The organism is Variovorax sp. 01T432, assembly GCF_056398605.1.
Genome location: NZ_JBFTPS010000003.1, coordinates 128,259 through 143,757 on the forward strand (window position 1 = coordinate 128,259; position 15,499 = coordinate 143,757).

The following is a 15,499-nucleotide window of genomic DNA, read 5'->3' on the forward strand; positions in this document are numbered from 1 at the left end:
CCGACTCGCCTTCGCGCGAGTTTTCGAGAATAATTCTCATTTTGACGACTTGGACTTCCCGGGTGACCACAATGACCGGCGCAGCTTCGGCTGCCATCAGCCTCGACCAGCTTCCCAACAACCTGTGGGCGACGGTGCTCGACGTGCTGCGGCCTGAGGCGCAGGAAGATCGCGAACTGGTGCTGCGGCTGACCGAAATCGGTTTCGTCCCGGGCGAGGCGGTCCGCATCGTGGCATCCGGCGTGCCGGGACGTGAGCCTCTGGCCGTTCGGCTGGGTCACACCACCTTTGCGCTGCGTCGACACGAGGCCTCGTTCATCCGCGTCACGCCGGGGGCCATGCAACATGGTTGAAGCCACCTTGACCTTTCAACCAGGCGCCGCCGTATCGACGACTCCGCCGGGACGCATCGCGCTGCTGGGCAACCCCAACTGCGGCAAGACCGCGCTGTTCAACCTGCTCACCGGCAGCCGGCAGAAGGTCGCCAACTACGCGGGCGTGACAGTCGAGCGCAAGGAGGGCACGCTTCGCACGGCCGCCGGTCGTCGCGTCTTCGTGCTGGATCTGCCGGGCGCCTACAGCCTCAACGCGCTTTCGGCCGACGAGGCCGTCACGCGCGACGTGGTCACGGGCAAGAGCGACGAGGCGCTGCCTGACCTGCTGGTGTGTGTCACCGACGCCACCAACCTGCGCCTCAACCTGCGGCTGGTGCTGGAAGCCAAGCGCCTCGGCCTGCCGATGGTGGTCGCGCTCAACATGACCGACATGGCGAAGAAGCAGGGCATTGCTGTCGATGCGGCCGTGTTGTCGCGCGAACTCGGCGTGCCGGTGATCGAGACCGTCGGCGTGCACACCGGCGGCGCGCAGGGCCTGCTCGAAGCGCTCGATGTGCCGGTGGCTGTCGCGGTGGCGAGGCCCTGGCAGGCGCCCGAGTTGGAAGATGTGCTGGCCACGCAACGGGAGGTGCGCCGCATCCTGGGCCTGGCGGTGCGAGAGCCGGTTGGCAGCCTCGCCGCCAGCGACCGCATCGACCGCGTCGTGATGCATCCGGTATGGGGCATGTTGGTCCTCGCGGTCACGATGTTCCTGATGTTCCAGGCCGTATTCAGCTGGGCCAACGTGCCGATGGACGCGATCAAGAACGCCACGACCGCGCTTGGCGAACTCCTCATGCATTTCATGCCCGAGGGCATGCTGCGGAGTCTGCTGGTCGACGGCATCATCGCCGGCGTGGGCGGCGTGATCGTCTTCCTGCCGCAGATCCTGATCCTCTTTCTCTTCATCCTCGCGCTCGAGGATTCGGGCTACCTGCCCCGGGCCGCGTTCCTGCTCGACCGCGTGATGGGCACGGTGGGCCTGTCGGGCCGATCCTTCATTCCCTTGCTGTCGAGCTTCGCGTGCGCCATCCCGGGCGTGATGGCCACGCGCACGATCAGCAACTGGCGCGACAGGATCACCACGATCATGATTGCTCCGCTCATGACCTGCTCGGCGCGCCTGCCGGTCTACGCATTGCTGATCGCGGCCTTTATTCCTGCCCGCCCCGTGGCTGGCGTATTCAATTTGCAGGGCGTTGTCCTGTTTGCGCTCTACATCTTCGGCATCGTCTCGGCGATGGCCGTGGCGTGGGTGATGAAGCGCTTTCGCGACAACAAGCAGCATTCGCCGCTGATGATGGAACTGCCGGCCTACCGCTGGCCCAGCGTGCGCAATCTGGCGCTCGGGCTGTACGAGCGCGCATGGATCTTCATCCAGCGTGTCGGCACGATCATCCTGACGCTGACGATCCTGCTGTGGTTCCTCTCGACCTTTCCTTCGCCGCCGGCAGGTGCGACCGGCCCGGCGATCCACTACAGTCTGGCCGGCATGATCGGCCGCGGGCTGGAGCATGTCTTCGCGCCCATCGGCTTCAACTGGCAGATCTCGATCGCGCTGGTGCCGGGCATGGCGGCGCGCGAAGTGGCCGTTGGGGCGCTCGGCACGGTGTATGCACTTTCGGCCACGGGCGAGGATGTGGCTGGACAACTTCAGCCGTTGATCGCCCAGAGCTGGTCGCTCGCGACGGCGCTGTCGCTGTTGGTCTGGTACGTGTTCGCGCCGCAGTGCGTTTCGACCCTGGCCGCGGTCAAGCGGGAGACCGGCTCGTGGCGCTATGTATGGATCATGGCTGGTTATTTGTTCGCGCTCGCCTACATTGCGTGCTGGATCACTTATCGTGTGGCCCTGGCATTCACAGGAGGGTGAGATGACACAAGAGATCATCGTCGGATTGATCGTCGTGATGGCAGCGGTCTACGCTGTCTGGCGCTGGATGCCTGCGCAGTGGCGGCGTTCGGCGGCAGCCGGCCTGGCGGCAGGGTCGCGGCGTGCCGGGCTGGTCGATGCGGAGCGTGCGCAGGCATTGGCCGACTCGCTCGCCAAGACCTCCGGCTGCGGCTCGTGCGACAGCTGCGGCAGTTGCGCGACGGGCACCGGGTCCAAGACGGACAAGAAGGGCGACATGTCCCTGACGCGCTCGCGCTGAGCGCCCGATGTCCGCCCACATCCTGATTGCAGGCGGGGGCATTGCGGGCCTCGCGAGCGCACTCGCGCTGGGTCGCCGCTGCCATCGCATCGATTTGCTCGAACAGGCCGTGGTCTTCGGCGAAGTCGGTGCGGGCATTCAGCTCGGTCCCAACGTGACGCGGCGCCTGCAGGCGATGGGGCTTTGGGAAGCGCTCAACCGCGTCGCTGCCCGACCCGAGGCACTGGTCGTGCGAAGCGCCACCCGGGGCCACGAAATCGCCCGCATGCCACTTGGCAACGCCATGCTACGGAGCTACGGCTCGCCCTACCTTTGCGTGCACCGCGCCGACCTGCAGGCGCTGCTGCTGGCGGCAGTACGCGCGAGCGGGGCCGTCACGCTCACCACCGGCGCGTGTATCGCGGATGTGGTGGCGCGCGGCGGGCGAGTCTGCGCGTCGACCACCGATGCGCGCGCCTGGGAAGGCGATGCTCTTGTCGGCGCCGATGGCCTCTGGAGCGCAGTGCGGCCGAGCGTGGTGGAGAACTCGCAGCCGCCCCGCGCGACCGGCCACATGGCTTGGCGCGCTCTGGTCGAGCAGTCGACCTTGCCGGCGCCCCTGCGCAGCGCGCAGGTCAGCGTCTGGCTCGGGCCACGTTTGCATGCCGTGGCCTATCCAGTGCGCCACGGGGCGGCGCTCAATGTCGTGGTGCTGGCGGAGGCCGCTCGCAGTGGCGATGCGCAGGACTGGGACCAGGCGACGAGCCTGGCTGCGCTTCAGGCTGCGACCGGCCGTTGCAGCCCGAGCCTGCAGGCGCTGCTTGAGGCCATGCCGTCGTGGCGCTCGTGGACGCTGTCGGACCGACCGCCGCTCACCGGACCGCAGGAGATGGCTGACGAGCGCGTGGCACTGGCTGGCGACGCGGCGCATCCGATGTTGCCCTATCTGGCGCAGGGCGCAGGCATGGCGATCGAAGATGCGGTCGCGCTCGCAGATGCGCTGGATGGAGGCGCAGCCGACGTCGTGCCGGCCGCGCTGGCGCGCTACGCCGAAGCGCGCTGGCAGCGCAATGCGCAGGTCCAGGCGCGGGCGCGGCGCAATGGTGAGATCTTTCACGCGACAGGTCTCGTGCGCATGGGCCGCGATGCGGCTTTGCGCATGCTGGGCGCGCGTCTGCTCGACGTGCCGTGGCTCTACGGTGCTTGAAGATCGCGCGCTCTACAGGCTGAAGCTCTGGAGATGATCGACGCGCTGGACCAGCCCGTGAACGCCGAGGTAATGGCTGAGCTTGCCGGCGCGCACGTCGACCAGTGAGCTTTCGAGTTCGGCGAGCATGCTGTTCTTGACCGCGTCGTAGGCGGTCGGCAGGTCGTCGTGGGTTTCCGCATAGGCGCTGGCGATCAGCCGCGCGGCAAGCGGCGCGCCACAGGCGACGCACTCGGCGATGGCGGTAGCGCTGGGCTTGGCCCCGCGCGCCAGCAACAAGCTGACGAGTTCGGGCGATACCGCGCTGTCGATGAAATCGAGAGCGTCGCTCGACACAGGCGCGCCCGCTTTCGCCAGCGCGGCGGCGGCTTCGTGAGCGCCGTGGCTCAGCGCCAGGTCCGTGGCCATGGCGCTGCCCTGCAGCGGCCCGTCCAGCGCGACATCGGCGGCGGCCAATTGGGCAATGAGCGCTGCGTCGTCGGTGGCGATGGCGTGGCGCAGTGCGATGCGCGAGAGCGGACCATTCTGGCCCAGCGTGCCCTCGGCCAGCGGCGTCCGCCAGTCGACGATGGCGCGGCGGTAGAACGCCACGACCTTGTCTGACAGCTCGATGGACAGTCCGTGTTCCTGATGCCGCTGGTCGAGATATTCGAGCAGCGACTGCCCGGTGAAGTAGTCCCCGGCCGGCGCCAGTGGATCCTCGTCCAGGTGCAGGACCTCGAAAGCGGCGCACAGGTCGTGAGCCACCGTGGTCAACCCGTCTTCGTGAAGCGCATGGGGCCAGGCAGGCGGCAAGCCATGCTTCCAGGCCAGGATGTGGCCGTAGTCCGCGCCGGGTTCGACCACGGCGTAGAGGCGGTCCGTGTACTCGAAACCCCCGAAGGGGAGGGTGGTGAGCTTGCCGTCCCAGGGCTGGCCGCTTTCGGCGGCTTCTTCCGCGAGTTCCACCTCGTGGTCGATCCAGCCTTGCAGGTCGTGAAAGGTGTCGGTGCCATCGCCGAACAGTTCGGTCCAGCTGATCGATTCCTCATTGCCGTTCATGCGCAGATGGAGGTCGTAGTCGATGCGGCCGCCGCCCGCCAGTCGCCACAGCGCCAGCAGCTCCGGCGGAATGGGGCCGGCGCAGCGGCTCTGAACCGAGGCGATCTCATCCTCCGGCATCGGTGGCCGGGCATCGAAGATCACGCGCCTCGCGAAAAGCACGATGCCATGCTCGCGCAAAAGGTCGAGTTCGTCGTCGCCAAAGAAATCGGTCATCGCTTCGTCCTCCGGTTTGTCGCCGACGTGGGGTCCTAGAGATCGGTGCGCAACTTCCATATCTCCGGGAACAGCACCACATCGAGCATCTTGCGCAGATAGCTTACGCCGCCGGTGCCTCCCGTGCCGCGCTTGAACCCGATGACGCGTTCGACCGTTGTCACGTGGCGGAAGCGCCAGAGCCGAAAGGCGTCTTCGAGGTCGGTCAGTTCCTCCCCGAGTTGATAGATGTCCCAGTGGTTCTTGGGGTCGCGGTAGGCGACGAGCCACGCCTGCTCGACGGCGTCGCTGAGTTCGTAGGGCTTCGTCCAGTCGCGCTCGATGTGACTGCCGGGGATGTCCAGTCCCCGGCGCGCCAGAAGGCGAAGCGACTCGTCGTAGAGCGAAGGCGCCCGCCACGCCTGTTCGACTTCGGCCAGCAACTCGGGCCGGTGCGCGTGCGGCTTGAGCATGGCGGCGTTCTTGTTGCCGAGCGCGAATTCGATGCAGCGGTATTGCCAGCTCTGGAAGCCGCTGGAGCTGCCCAGGTAGGGCCGGATCGCGCTGTACTCGGGCGGCGTCATGGTGGCCAGTACGTCCCACGCATGCACCAGCTGCTCCATGATGCGTGAAACGCGCGCGAGCATCTTGAAGGCGCTGGAGAGGTCGTCCTCGGCGACGCAGCGGATGGCGGCGCGCAACTCGTGCAACATGAGCTTCATCCACAGCTCGCTGGTCTGATGCTGCACGATGAAAAGCATTTCGTCGTGCGCCGGCGAGCGTGGATGCTGGGCGTTCAGGATCTGGTCGAGGCTCAGGTAATCGCTGTAGCTCATCGAGGCACTGAAATCGAGCTGGGCCTTTTCGTCGTGGACGATCTTTTCGGAACTCATGGGCGTCTTTCAGGTCACTGCAAGCTTCTCATTGAACTCGGGGCGTTTCCACTCTTCGTTGTCCAGCACCTGGACGAGGTGTTCGACTGCGTTCCATACGTCCTCGAAACCGAGGTAGAGCGGCGTGAAGCCGAAACGCAGGATGTCGGGCATCTGGGTGTCGCCCGCGCGAAAATCGCCGATCACGCCGCGGGCGATCAACGCCTGCACGATGGCGTAGGCAGCCGGGCCACCGTCGCTCATCGCAAGGCAAACCTGCGAGCCGCGCTTCTCATGCTCGCGTGGAGTCACGAGCGAGAAGCGCCCCCTGCAGCGCCTCTCCACCAGCGCAATGAACGCGTCGGTCAGCGCCAGCGACTTGGTTCGCAGCATCGCCATGCTGTCCTCTCCGGCGGAGAGGGGCTCGGCCGAGAGTACCGTGTCCAGCCCGCATTCGAGCGCGGCCAGCGCGATGATCGGCTGCGTGCCGCACAGGTAGCGCGCCACGCCGGCCGCGGGCCGGTAATGCGGAGTGAATTCGAAGGGCGCCGCATGCCCCCACCAGCCCGACAGGGGCTGCTCGAACTGGTTCGAGTGGCGCGCGTGAACCCAGATGAAGGCCGGCGACCCGGGGCCACCATTCAGGTACTTGTAGCCGCAGCCGATGGCGAAGTCGGCATTGCTGTCGTTGAGCGCCACGGGCACCGCTCCGGCGCTGTGCGCGAGGTCCCAGACCGTGAGCGCGCCCGCGGCGTGCGCGGCGGCCGTGAGGGACTTCATGTCATGCATGGCGCCGGTGCGGTAGTTGACGTGCGTGAGCATCAGCACCGCCACCTCGTCGGTGAGCACGGCGGGTAGCTCCTTCTCGTCGATCAGCTTGAGCGTGAAGCCGCGTTCGCGGCACAGTGACTCGGCGATGTAGAGGTCGGTCGGGAAGTTGCTGCGCTCGCTGATCACGACACGGCGCTCGGGCGAGGCGTTCTGCCGCACCTGGCTCAGCGCCGCGAACAGCACCTTGTAGAGATTGACGGAGGTGCTGTCGGTGCAAACGACCTCGCCCGGCGCTGCGCCGATCAGCCGCGCCACCTTGTCGCCGAGTCGCTGCGGCAGGTCGAACCAGCCGGCACTGTTCCATGAGCGGATCAGGCCCTCTCCCCACTCCCTGGCGACTACTTCGGCGATTCGAGCAGGCGAGGCCTTGGGCAGCACGCCCAGGGAGTTGCCGTCGAGGTAGATCACGCCTTCGGGCAGCATGAACTGGTGGCGCAGGGCGGCGAGGGGGTCTTGCGCGTCGAGGCGCTGGCAATCGTCGAGTGTCATGGTCGGGCGGGTTGGAGTTCACGCAGAACCGCGCGAACGGGGGAAGCGTCGGCACTCACGAGCTTGAGCGGCAGCGCGATGAGCTCGTAGTCGCCCTCAGGCACTTCATCGAGCACGAGGTTCTCGAGCACGCGCAGGCCGAGGCGGCGAATGGTTTGGTGGCTGTCGAGCGTCTTGCTGTCTGCCGGATCGATGCTGGCGGTGTCGATGCCGATGAGCTTCACGCCCAGGGTCGCGAGGCGCTCGATGGTGGCGGGCGCAAAGGCGGCGAGTGCGCCGTCCCAACGGGCGACCGGCGCACGCTCGTAAGTTCGCACCAGCACGCGCGGCGGCAGTCGGTCGACGGCATGGGCGATGTGTTGCCATTCGATCAAGGGTCCGCGCGCGATCGCGTGGATCACCCGGCAGGGGCCGAGGTAGGGCGCAAGATCGAGGTCGCCGACGGTCGCGCCAGCCGGGTCATAGTGCAGCGGTGCATCCGCGTGCGCGCCAACGTGCGGTGATAGCGTGATCTCGCTGACATTGACCGGGCAGGCCGGTCCGATGGACGCGGCCCAGCGCTGCTGGTAGGGTGTGTCGCCGGGAAAAACCGGGGCGCCTTCATGCACCGGCGGCGAGATGTCCCAGATTCGTTGATTCATGGCGCAAAGTTAGCGCCGCGAGCGGGGTCGTGGTGTCGGTTATTTCCAACAGATATGAAACACGGACCGCCGGATTTCGGATCTTCAGACCTGGCGGCCGAGCAGCAGGTATTCCATCAGCGCCTTCTGCACGTGCATCCTGTTCTCGGCTTCGTCCCAGACGACCGACTGCGGCCCGTCGATCACATCGGCTTCGACTTCCTCTCCGCGGTGCGCGGGCAGGCAATGCATGAAGATGGCATCGGGCTGCGCGGTCCGCATCATCTCCGCGTCGACACGCCAGTCGGCGAAGGCCGCGCGGCGGGCTTCGTTCTCGGCTTCGTAGCCCATGCTGGTCCAGACGTCGGTGGTCACCAGGTCTGCGCCCCGACAGGCTTCCATGGGGTCCTTGAAGACCTTGTAGCTGTCAGCGGACCGGATGCCGGCTATCGACTGGTCGACCTCATAGCCGCTCGGCGTGCTCACATGCACCTTGAAGCCCAGGATCTCGCTGGCCTGCAGCCAGGTGTTGGCCATGTTGTTGCCGTCGCCGACCCACGCCACCGTCTTCCCCGCGATCGAGCCGCGGTGCTCGATGAAGGTGAAGATATCGGCCAGGATCTGGCAGGGGTGGAATTCGTTGGTCAGTCCGTTGATGACCGGCACGCGCGAATGCGCGGCGAAGGCCTCGATCTTGGTCTGCTCGTACGTGCGGATCATGACCAGGTCGACCATCCGGCTGATGACCTTGGCGCTGTCCTCGATGGGCTCGGCACGCCCGAGCTGGCTGTCGCCCGTGGTGAGGTGCACCACGCTGCCGCCCATCTGGTACATGCCGGCTTCGAAGCTGACGCGCGTGCGCGTCGACGCCTTCTCGAAGATCATGGCGAGTGTGCGGTCGACCAGGGGCTGATGCCGCTCGTAGGCCTTGAACTTCTTCTTGATCAGCGCCGCGCGGGCGAAGAGGTGCGCATATTCGTCGGCGCCGAGGTCGGAAAACTGAAGGTAGTGACGGATGGTGGGCGCGTCGCTCATGGCTGAGGCTCCGCTAGAAAGGTCTTCACGATCGGCGCCAGGATGGCGACGATCTCGTCGGCTTCCGCGATGCTGAGAATCAGGGGCGGGACGAGGCGTATCACGCTGTCGGCCGTCACGCTGAGCAACAGGCCGGCGTCGCAGGCGCGGTTCAGGATCACGCCGCAGGGCCGAGCGAGTTCGATGCCAAGCATCAGGCCCTGGCCGCGAATGTCCTTTACGCCCGGCAAGCCGCCCAACTCGCGCTCCAGCGCTGCCTTGAGATGGGCGCCGACCTTGGCTGTGTTCTCCAGCAAATGTTGCTCTTCCATGATGCGGATCGTCTCGATGCCCGCCCGCATCGCGAGGGGGTTCCCGCCGAAGGTCGTGCCGTGGTTGCCCGGGCCGAAGATGTTGGCGGCGCGCGGGCCGGCCACGACCGCGCCGACCGGCACGCCCGAACCCAGGCCCTTGGCGAGAGGCATCACGTCTGGCTTGATCCCAGCCCACTGGTGCGCAAACCACTTGCCCGTGCGGCCCATGCCGCACTGGACCTCGTCGATCATCATGAGCCAGTCGCGCTCGTCGCACAACTGGCGCACCTGGCGCAGGTATTCCCAGCGCATCGGGTTGATGCCGCCTTCGCCCTGGATGGTCTCAAGGAAGACGGCCACGACGTTCGGATTGCCTTCAGTCGCCTTCTTGAGCGCATCAATGTCGTTGAGCGGCACGCGGATGAAGCCCTCGACCAGCGGCCCGAAGCCCTTCTGGACCTTCGGATTGCCGGTGGCTGACAGCGTGGCGATGCTGCGCCCGTGGAAGGCACCCTCGTAGACCACGATTTCCGGGCGTTCGATGCCCTTGTCATGGCCGAACTTGCGCGCGAGCTTCAGCGCCGCTTCGTTGGCTTCCAGGCCGGTGCAGCAGAAGAAGACATTGGTGAGCCCGGAGAGCTCGGTCAGCTTGGCCGCCAGTTGCTCCTGACCCGGGACGAAGTAGTAGTTGGAGCTGTGGATCAGCTTGGCGATCTGGTCCTGCAGGGCAGGGACCAGCTCAGGATGGTTGTGGCCCAGTGTGTTGACGGCAATGCCGCCCAGTCCGTCGAGATAGGCTCGCCCATTGGTGTCCCACACTCGGCAGCCCTGGCCGTGCGACAGCGCGATCGGCAGGCGTCCATAGGTGTTCATGACGTGGGGCGACGAAGGTGCGGCGATGGCGCTCATGCGAACTCCAAAAAAGGGAACGCGGATTCTAGGCGGCTGATTTGACACTCTGGGTGAGGATTGCGCATCACTGCAATGCCCCGCCGCGTTTCGGTGCTCGGGCCGCCGGATAGAATCGTTGTGCGGCGCAACACGAATCTGCGCCTTCCTCCCGCCAACCGATGGTTTCTCCCAGCGCCAAAGAAGTCTTCATCCAGGGCATCACGAACGATGGCCGGACGTTTCGCCCCAGCGATTGGGCAGAGCGGCTGGCGGGTGTGATGTGCTCATTCCGTCCGGGCGGACCCCAGCCGGGGAGCCACCTGAACTATTCACCCTGGTGCGTGCCCACGGTCGTCAACGGCGTGAAATGCGTGGTCGTCAACAGGCAATTGCGCGAAGCCGAGCCGATGGCCTGGGACTTCTGCATGAACTTCGCCAAGGACAATGGTCTGCAAGTGGCGGAGGCTTGCCTGGTGCCCGACGTGCCGCCGGCGCCATAAGCCCCCCGCCCACCACAAGCCGGAAGGACGGCCAGCCATGAAAAAACCGCCCGAAGGCGGTTTGTTCACTTTGCTGCAGCGCACCCCGATCAAACGGCGGACTGGCGGACCGGTCCGGGCTTAATGCCTGAATACGTCAGGCGGCGGCCTTTTCAGGGGCGAGGGCGAGGTTCTTGACCTTGGCTGACAGGCGGCTCTTGTCGCGAGCAGCCTTGTTCTTGTGGAAGATGCCCTTGTCGGCGACGGTGTCGACGATGCTCTGGGCCTTCGCGAAGAGTTCCGCTGCCTTGGTCTTGTCGCCGGCCAGAACGGCCTTCTCGACATTCTTCACGGCGGTGCGGTACTTGGAGCGCAGCGAAGTATTCGCAGCGTTGAGTTTGACGTCCTGGCGGACGCGTTTACGGCCCGACGCGAGGCGCGGGTTCTTTTTCTTGGGCTTGGCGGATGCCATATATGTGGTTCCTTGGTGTCTGGGGATGATGCAGCAAAGCCTTCCATTATAGGCGACAGCCGCATCGGCGTCGCCGGGCCGGGAGAGAAGTCGCGTGTCCACATACACTTCTCGGTGTGTCCCTGCTCAAATCCGCCTCCACAGTTTCCCTCTTGACGCTCGCTTCGCGGATCACTGGCCTGATCCGCGACCTGCTCATGGCCTCGGTCTTTGGCGTCAGCGCCCTGACCGATGCCTTCAACGTCGCTTTTCGCATTCCCAACCTGTTCCGTCGCGTGTTCGGCGAGGGCGCGTTCAGCCAGGCCTTCGTGCCCGTGCTCTCAGCCACCCGGACCGAGCACGGCGACGCCGGCGCGCGAGCGCTGGTCGACCACGTCGCGACGCTGCTGACCTGGACGCTGGTGCTGCTGTGCGTCGCGGGCGTGATCGGTGCGCCGCTGATGGTCTGGGCGATGGCCAGCGGCCTGAAGCAAACCGCCCAGGGCTTCGACGCGGCTGTCGTCATGACGCGCTGGATGTTCCCCTACATCGGCTTCATGTCGCTGGTGGCGCTGGCGGGCGGCATCCTCAACACCTGGCGCCGGTTCGCGGTGCCGGCGGCGTCGCCTGTGCTTCTGAACGTCGCGCTCATCCTGTCGATCGTCGTGGGCGCGCCTTTGTTTAGGCGCCACGGCATCGAGCCAATCTATGCGCAATGCGTGGGCGTGATGGTGGGTGGCGTGCTGCAGCTCGCGCTCCAGTTGCCGGCGCTGCGCGGGCTCGGAATGCTTCCTCGCATCGGCGCGAGTTTCCGGGCAATGCGCGCGGCATGGGCCGATCCGACCACGCGCAAGATCACGAAGCTGATGCTGCCGGCGCTCATTGGTGTGAGCGCGGCGCAGATCTCGCTACTCATCAACACCCAGATCGCCTCGCATCTGGCACCAGGCAGCGTGACCTGGGTGACTTATGCCGACCGCCTGATGGAATTTCCGACCGCCATGCTGGGCGTGGCCCTGGGCGTCGTTCTCATGCCGCAGCTCGCGGCCGCGCGGGCTGCGAAGGATGACCTGCGCTATTCGTCCCTTCTCGACTGGGGCCTTCGCCTCGTCGTGCTGCTCTCGGTTCCCTGCGCTGTCGCCTTGCTTGCCTTCTCCAAGCCTCTGGTCGCCGTGCTGTTCCACAATGGTGCCTTCAGCGACCTCGACGTTCAGCGTACCACCGCGGCACTCATGGGTTACGGAGTCGGACTGATCGGCTCCGTCGCCATCAAGGTGCTCGCGCCGGGGTACTACGCCAGACACGACATGCGCACCCCGATGCAGATAGCGGTGGGTGTGCTGGTGCTGACGCAGGTGCTCAATTTCTTCCTGGTGCCCGTGCTGCAGCATGCGGCGCTGACACTCACGATCGGCATCGGATTCCTGGTGAATTCGATATGGCTGCTGGTGGGCCTCATCCGGCGCGGCAGCTACAAGCCAGAGCCAGGCTGGGGCAAATTCATCCTGCAGATTCTCGCTGGCGCTCTGGTGCTCGCGGCATTGCTGGTTTGGGGGGCGGGACATTTCGACTGGATCGGCCTGCGTGCACACCGCCTGTATCGCATCGGGTTGCTGGCCGCGCTCATCGCGGGAGCCGCCGCGCTCTACTTCGCCGTGCTTGCGTTGGCTGGTGTCAGGTTGCGCAGTTTTATTCGTCGCTGAGTCGCTGCCGCCTTGACGGTCCTCGCTCGCTCCTCTACAAAGCCACATGACGTTCAGCTTCCCGACGCCGACGGCGCTCGAATATTTCGATTCGCTCGTCAAGAGCGACGAGCAATTCCCGTTGCTCGAAGCAGCGGCGAGCCTCGCGCAGGATGAATACCCCGAGCTCGACGTGCAGCAGGTGCTGGGCGACGTCGACCAGTTGCTGGCTCGCCTCAAGCGGCGCCTGCCGGCGGACGCCGCACCCCTGCAGCGCCTGCGTGCGCTCAATCAGTTCTTTTTTCACGACCTGAGCTTCGGCGGTAACGTCAACGACTACTACGACCCCGACAACAGCTACCTGAACGCCGTGTTGCGGACCCGCCGCGGCATTCCGATCTCGCTCGCCGTGCTGTGGATGGAATTGGCGCAGGGCCTCGGGCTGCAGGCGCGCGGCGTGGGTTTTCCGGGCCACTTCATGCTCAAGGTCACTCTGCCGAAGGGGCAGGTGGTGATCGATCCGTTCAACGGCAAGTCGCTGTCGCGCGAGGAGTTGAGCGAGAGGCTCGAACCCTACAAGCGCAGCAACGGGCTGATCGGCGATTTCGACGTGCCGCTGGGCCTTTACCTGCAGCCTGCGACGCCACGCGAAATCATCGGGCGCATGCTGCGCAACCTGAAGGAAGTCCACCGCTCCCAGGAAGACTGGCAGCGTGCCATCGCGGTGCAGGACCGGTTGGTCGCCTTGTTTCCCGAAGCCTGGGGCGAGCACCGCGACCGTGGCCTGGCGCACGCGGAGCAAGGCAATACGGTACTCGCGGTGCGCGACCTCGAGACCTATCTCATGCACGCCGAAGACGCGCTCGACATCGATGCGATCGCGGAACGTGTGGCCACGTTGCGCCGCGCGAGAAGCTGATGGGCCAGATCAAGGCCATGGCGGCTGACCTCGGGACGCGACACGAGTTCCACGGCATCCAGCCGGTGCTGCCTGTCGCGGACGCGGCACGCGCGGCGCGCTATTTTTGCGATGTGCTCGGCTTCGAACTTGATTTCATCGCCGGTGAACCTCCGAGCTATGCCCGGGTGAAGAAGGGTGACCGTAGTTACGGTGATCCGGTCTACATCCGGCTTTGGCAATGCGGCCGGCGCGAGGCCGATCCCTGGCGCGGCGAAATCGTGATCCATGTGGGCCAGGACCTGGATGGCCTGCACGCCGCCTATGTGAAGCGCGGTGTCACGGTCATCGAGCAGCCGGTGTCACAGCCCTGGGGTCTGCGCGAGTTTGCGATCCGCGAGCCCGATGGGCACATCCTGCGCTTTTGCGGCTACCTTTGAGCGTCTGCCGGCGAGCCCGCCAAGCCGAATTGATGCCAGGCGCGGCGAAGCTGCGTGTCCGAACCAAAGCCCGACAGCTCGGCTGCCCGCGTGACGTTGGCGCCCGACTGCAGCGCCAGTTGCGCGGTCGCGAGCCGCAGTCGACGTAGGTAGGCCAGGGGCGCGACGCCCGAGTGTTCGACGAACAGGCGCGTGAGATGCCGCGCCGATGTGTGCGCGACCGCAGCCATGCGAGGCACCGTCCAGTCGGCCTGCGGCTGCTCGCTGACCGCGTCCTGCACGCGGTGCAGGGCCGCGTGCAGGTGGCTGCGGTAAGCGAGAAACGGCGAAAGCTCGGGGTCCTGCGGGCCGCGCCGCAGCGCCACCACCATGATCTGCGCGACCTGTGCCGCCAGGACCTCGCCACAGGTCTCGGCAATGCGGTGAAGGATGAGGTCAATGCCGGTCGTGACGCCGGCACTGCTGTAGAACGGGGGATCGATCACGAATACGCGATTGGCGACGACTTCGCAACGCGGCTCGACCTGGCGCAGTTCGTCCAGGTGGTGGTGGTGCGTGGTCACCCGTCGGCCTGCCAGGACTCCCGCATGGGCCGCGAGCAGGGCGCCCGCACAGATGGTCACAAGTTCGAGCCGGCCGCGCTCGAGGCGTTGGCCGCGTAGCCACTGCAGAACGGCCTGCATTTCGGGGTTGGCCGTCGAGATCCTGTTGCCAGGCAGCCCCACCAGCACGATCCACGCGGGGCCGTCCCACTGCGTCGGCAAGGGCGCCAGGCCGGAAAGCGTCACGCCCACCGACCCAACCGAAACTGCGTTCGGAGAGGCAAACTCGATCGAGAAGCGCTCGGGCGATCCGGCGCTGCGCAATTGCTGGTTGGCAATGCGCAAGGCCTCGGCCGGCCCGGCCCAGTCCAGCACGAGACTGTTCGGCGGCAGCACGAAGACCACGCGGATGGGCGAACCATTCATCGTGCGGCCTGGTCTTCAGGCGGCAGCGAGTGCGCCTGCGCGCTCCAGTGCCTGCTCCACGCCGCACACCTTGGCGAAACGGCCGTCGAGTACGGTAGCCGTCCGCGCCTTGATATCGGCGGCGGACAACGGGCGGCCGTCAGGTTGGACCATGTCGAAAGTCAGTGTTGCATCGGTCACGTAGTCGACCTGCCAGCCCAGGTCAGATGCGTGGCGCGTCGTGGTTTCGCAGCATTGTTCGGTGCGAATGCCGCTCACGATCAACCGGCCGATGCCGTTTTCCGTGAGCCAGACGTCGAGCCCGCTGTTGACCAGCGCGCTATGCCGATGCTTGGTGAAGGTGGCGGCGGCGTCGAATCCGGCAAGCTCCTGGAGCGGACGCACATGACCCGACTCGACCGCGAATGGATTGCTCGCGGTGGCGGGTCCATCGACGTGAAAGATCCGAACGATGGGGATGCCGGCGGCGGCACAACCTCGGATGAGGGCATTCTGGCTGGCGATGTAAGGTTCGAACTCGCGTTGGGCAAAGTAGGGGCGATGGCGGAACGATTCCTGCGCATCGATCACTATCAGACAGGTTTTCATGGGTGGCGCTCACTTT

17 protein-coding genes are annotated in these 15,499 nt (G+C 65.9%); 8 read left to right on the forward strand and 9 right to left on the reverse strand.

The features are described from left to right. Positions 1-71 precede the first annotated feature (71 nt). The 4 genes from AC1DNF_RS03420 to AC1DNF_RS03435 are packed head-to-tail and all read left to right on the forward strand — an operon-like array spanning position 72 to position 3,710. Positions 72-353 carry a FeoA family protein gene (locus AC1DNF_RS03420; RefSeq protein ID WP_478147135.1) on the forward strand — a complete coding sequence of 94 codons (282 nt, stop codon included), beginning with the start codon at positions 72-74 and terminating at the stop codon, positions 351-353. After that, on the forward strand, positions 346-2,244 hold the full coding sequence (gene feoB / locus AC1DNF_RS03425; protein WP_478147136.1) for a ferrous iron transporter B: 1,899 nt from the start codon (positions 346-348) through the stop codon (positions 2,242-2,244). Before AC1DNF_RS03420 ends, feoB begins: the two co-directional genes overlap by 8 nt. A 1-nt stretch (position 2,245) precedes the next feature. Further along, positions 2,246-2,524 (forward strand): DUF6587 family protein, encoded by a 279-nt coding sequence (locus AC1DNF_RS03430; protein ID WP_478147137.1) that lies wholly within the window; start codon positions 2,246-2,248, stop codon positions 2,522-2,524. A 7-nt stretch (positions 2,525-2,531) separates the two neighbouring features. Continuing rightward, on the forward strand, positions 2,532-3,710 hold the full coding sequence (locus AC1DNF_RS03435) for an FAD-dependent monooxygenase (RefSeq protein WP_478147138.1): 1,179 nt from the start codon (positions 2,532-2,534) through the stop codon (positions 3,708-3,710). 12 nt (positions 3,711-3,722) lie between these two features. On the opposite strand, the gene AC1DNF_RS03440 is transcribed toward AC1DNF_RS03435, so the two are convergent. From AC1DNF_RS03440 to AC1DNF_RS03465, 6 genes are all read right to left on the reverse strand, one after another. Further along, a complete protein-coding gene (locus AC1DNF_RS03440) occupies positions 3,723-4,967 on the reverse strand; it encodes an SMI1/KNR4 family protein (protein WP_478147139.1) in 1,245 nt (414 codons plus the stop codon). Between the two features lie 35 nt (positions 4,968-5,002). Beyond that, positions 5,003-5,839 (reverse strand): tryptophan 2,3-dioxygenase, encoded by an 837-nt coding sequence (gene kynA, locus AC1DNF_RS03445; protein WP_478147140.1) that lies wholly within the window; start codon positions 5,837-5,839, stop codon positions 5,003-5,005. A 9-nt stretch (positions 5,840-5,848) separates the two neighbouring features. Continuing rightward, positions 5,849-7,138, reverse strand: coding sequence for a kynureninase (kynU, locus tag AC1DNF_RS03450; RefSeq protein WP_478147141.1), 1,290 nt, complete (start codon positions 7,136-7,138; stop codon positions 5,849-5,851). Continuing rightward, positions 7,135-7,779, reverse strand: a complete 645-nt coding sequence (gene kynB / locus AC1DNF_RS03455) for an arylformamidase (RefSeq protein ID WP_478147142.1) — start codon at positions 7,777-7,779, stop codon at positions 7,135-7,137. Before kynB ends, kynU begins: the two co-directional genes overlap by 4 nt. An 84-nt stretch (positions 7,780-7,863) precedes the next feature. After that, positions 7,864-8,793 carry an ornithine carbamoyltransferase gene (gene argF, locus AC1DNF_RS03460; RefSeq protein ID WP_478147143.1) on the reverse strand — a complete coding sequence of 310 codons (930 nt, stop codon included), beginning with the start codon at positions 8,791-8,793 and terminating at the stop codon, positions 7,864-7,866. Next, positions 8,790-9,995 (reverse strand): acetylornithine/succinylornithine family transaminase, encoded by a 1,206-nt coding sequence (locus AC1DNF_RS03465; protein ID WP_478147144.1) that lies wholly within the window; start codon positions 9,993-9,995, stop codon positions 8,790-8,792. The genes argF and AC1DNF_RS03465 overlap by 4 nt, the downstream gene beginning before the upstream one ends. Positions 9,996-10,156: 161 nt before the next feature. Here AC1DNF_RS03465 and AC1DNF_RS03470 point away from each other — a divergent pair, with 161 nt between their 5' ends. Further along, positions 10,157-10,477, forward strand: coding sequence for a DUF3579 domain-containing protein (locus AC1DNF_RS03470; protein ID WP_478147145.1), 321 nt, complete (start codon positions 10,157-10,159; stop codon positions 10,475-10,477). A 136-nt stretch (positions 10,478-10,613) separates the two neighbouring features. Here the strand turns inward: AC1DNF_RS03470 and rpsT are convergent, their stop codons facing one another. Continuing rightward, positions 10,614-10,928 carry a 30S ribosomal protein S20 gene (rpsT, locus tag AC1DNF_RS03475; RefSeq protein WP_162568816.1) on the reverse strand — a complete coding sequence of 105 codons (315 nt, stop codon included), beginning with the start codon at positions 10,926-10,928 and terminating at the stop codon, positions 10,614-10,616. A gap of 116 nt (positions 10,929-11,044) precedes the next feature. On the opposite strand from rpsT, the gene murJ reads away from it, so the two are divergent. From murJ to AC1DNF_RS03490, 3 genes are read left to right on the forward strand one after another with little or no spacing between them, the layout of a single operon-like run. After that, positions 11,045-12,610 carry a murein biosynthesis integral membrane protein MurJ gene (gene murJ / locus AC1DNF_RS03480; RefSeq protein WP_478147146.1) on the forward strand — a complete coding sequence of 522 codons (1,566 nt, stop codon included), beginning with the start codon at positions 11,045-11,047 and terminating at the stop codon, positions 12,608-12,610. A gap of 46 nt (positions 12,611-12,656) precedes the next feature. Further along, positions 12,657-13,508 (forward strand): SirB1 family protein, encoded by an 852-nt coding sequence (locus AC1DNF_RS03485; RefSeq protein ID WP_478147147.1) that lies wholly within the window; start codon positions 12,657-12,659, stop codon positions 13,506-13,508. Continuing rightward, the gene (locus AC1DNF_RS03490) at positions 13,508-13,927 is read left to right on the forward strand and encodes a bleomycin resistance protein (protein ID WP_478147148.1); all 420 of its coding nucleotides are present in this window, start codon (positions 13,508-13,510) and stop codon (positions 13,925-13,927) included. The genes AC1DNF_RS03485 and AC1DNF_RS03490 overlap by 1 nt, the downstream gene beginning before the upstream one ends. On the opposite strand, the gene AC1DNF_RS03495 is transcribed toward AC1DNF_RS03490, so the two are convergent. Then, on the reverse strand, positions 13,918-14,895 hold the full coding sequence (locus tag AC1DNF_RS03495) for a GlxA family transcriptional regulator (RefSeq protein WP_478147149.1): 978 nt from the start codon (positions 14,893-14,895) through the stop codon (positions 13,918-13,920). The genes AC1DNF_RS03490 and AC1DNF_RS03495 overlap by 10 nt on opposite strands. 15 nt (positions 14,896-14,910) lie before the next feature. Then, a complete protein-coding gene (locus AC1DNF_RS03500) occupies positions 14,911-15,483 on the reverse strand; it encodes an isochorismatase family protein (protein WP_478147150.1) in 573 nt (190 codons plus the stop codon). Positions 15,484-15,499 lie beyond the last annotated feature (16 nt).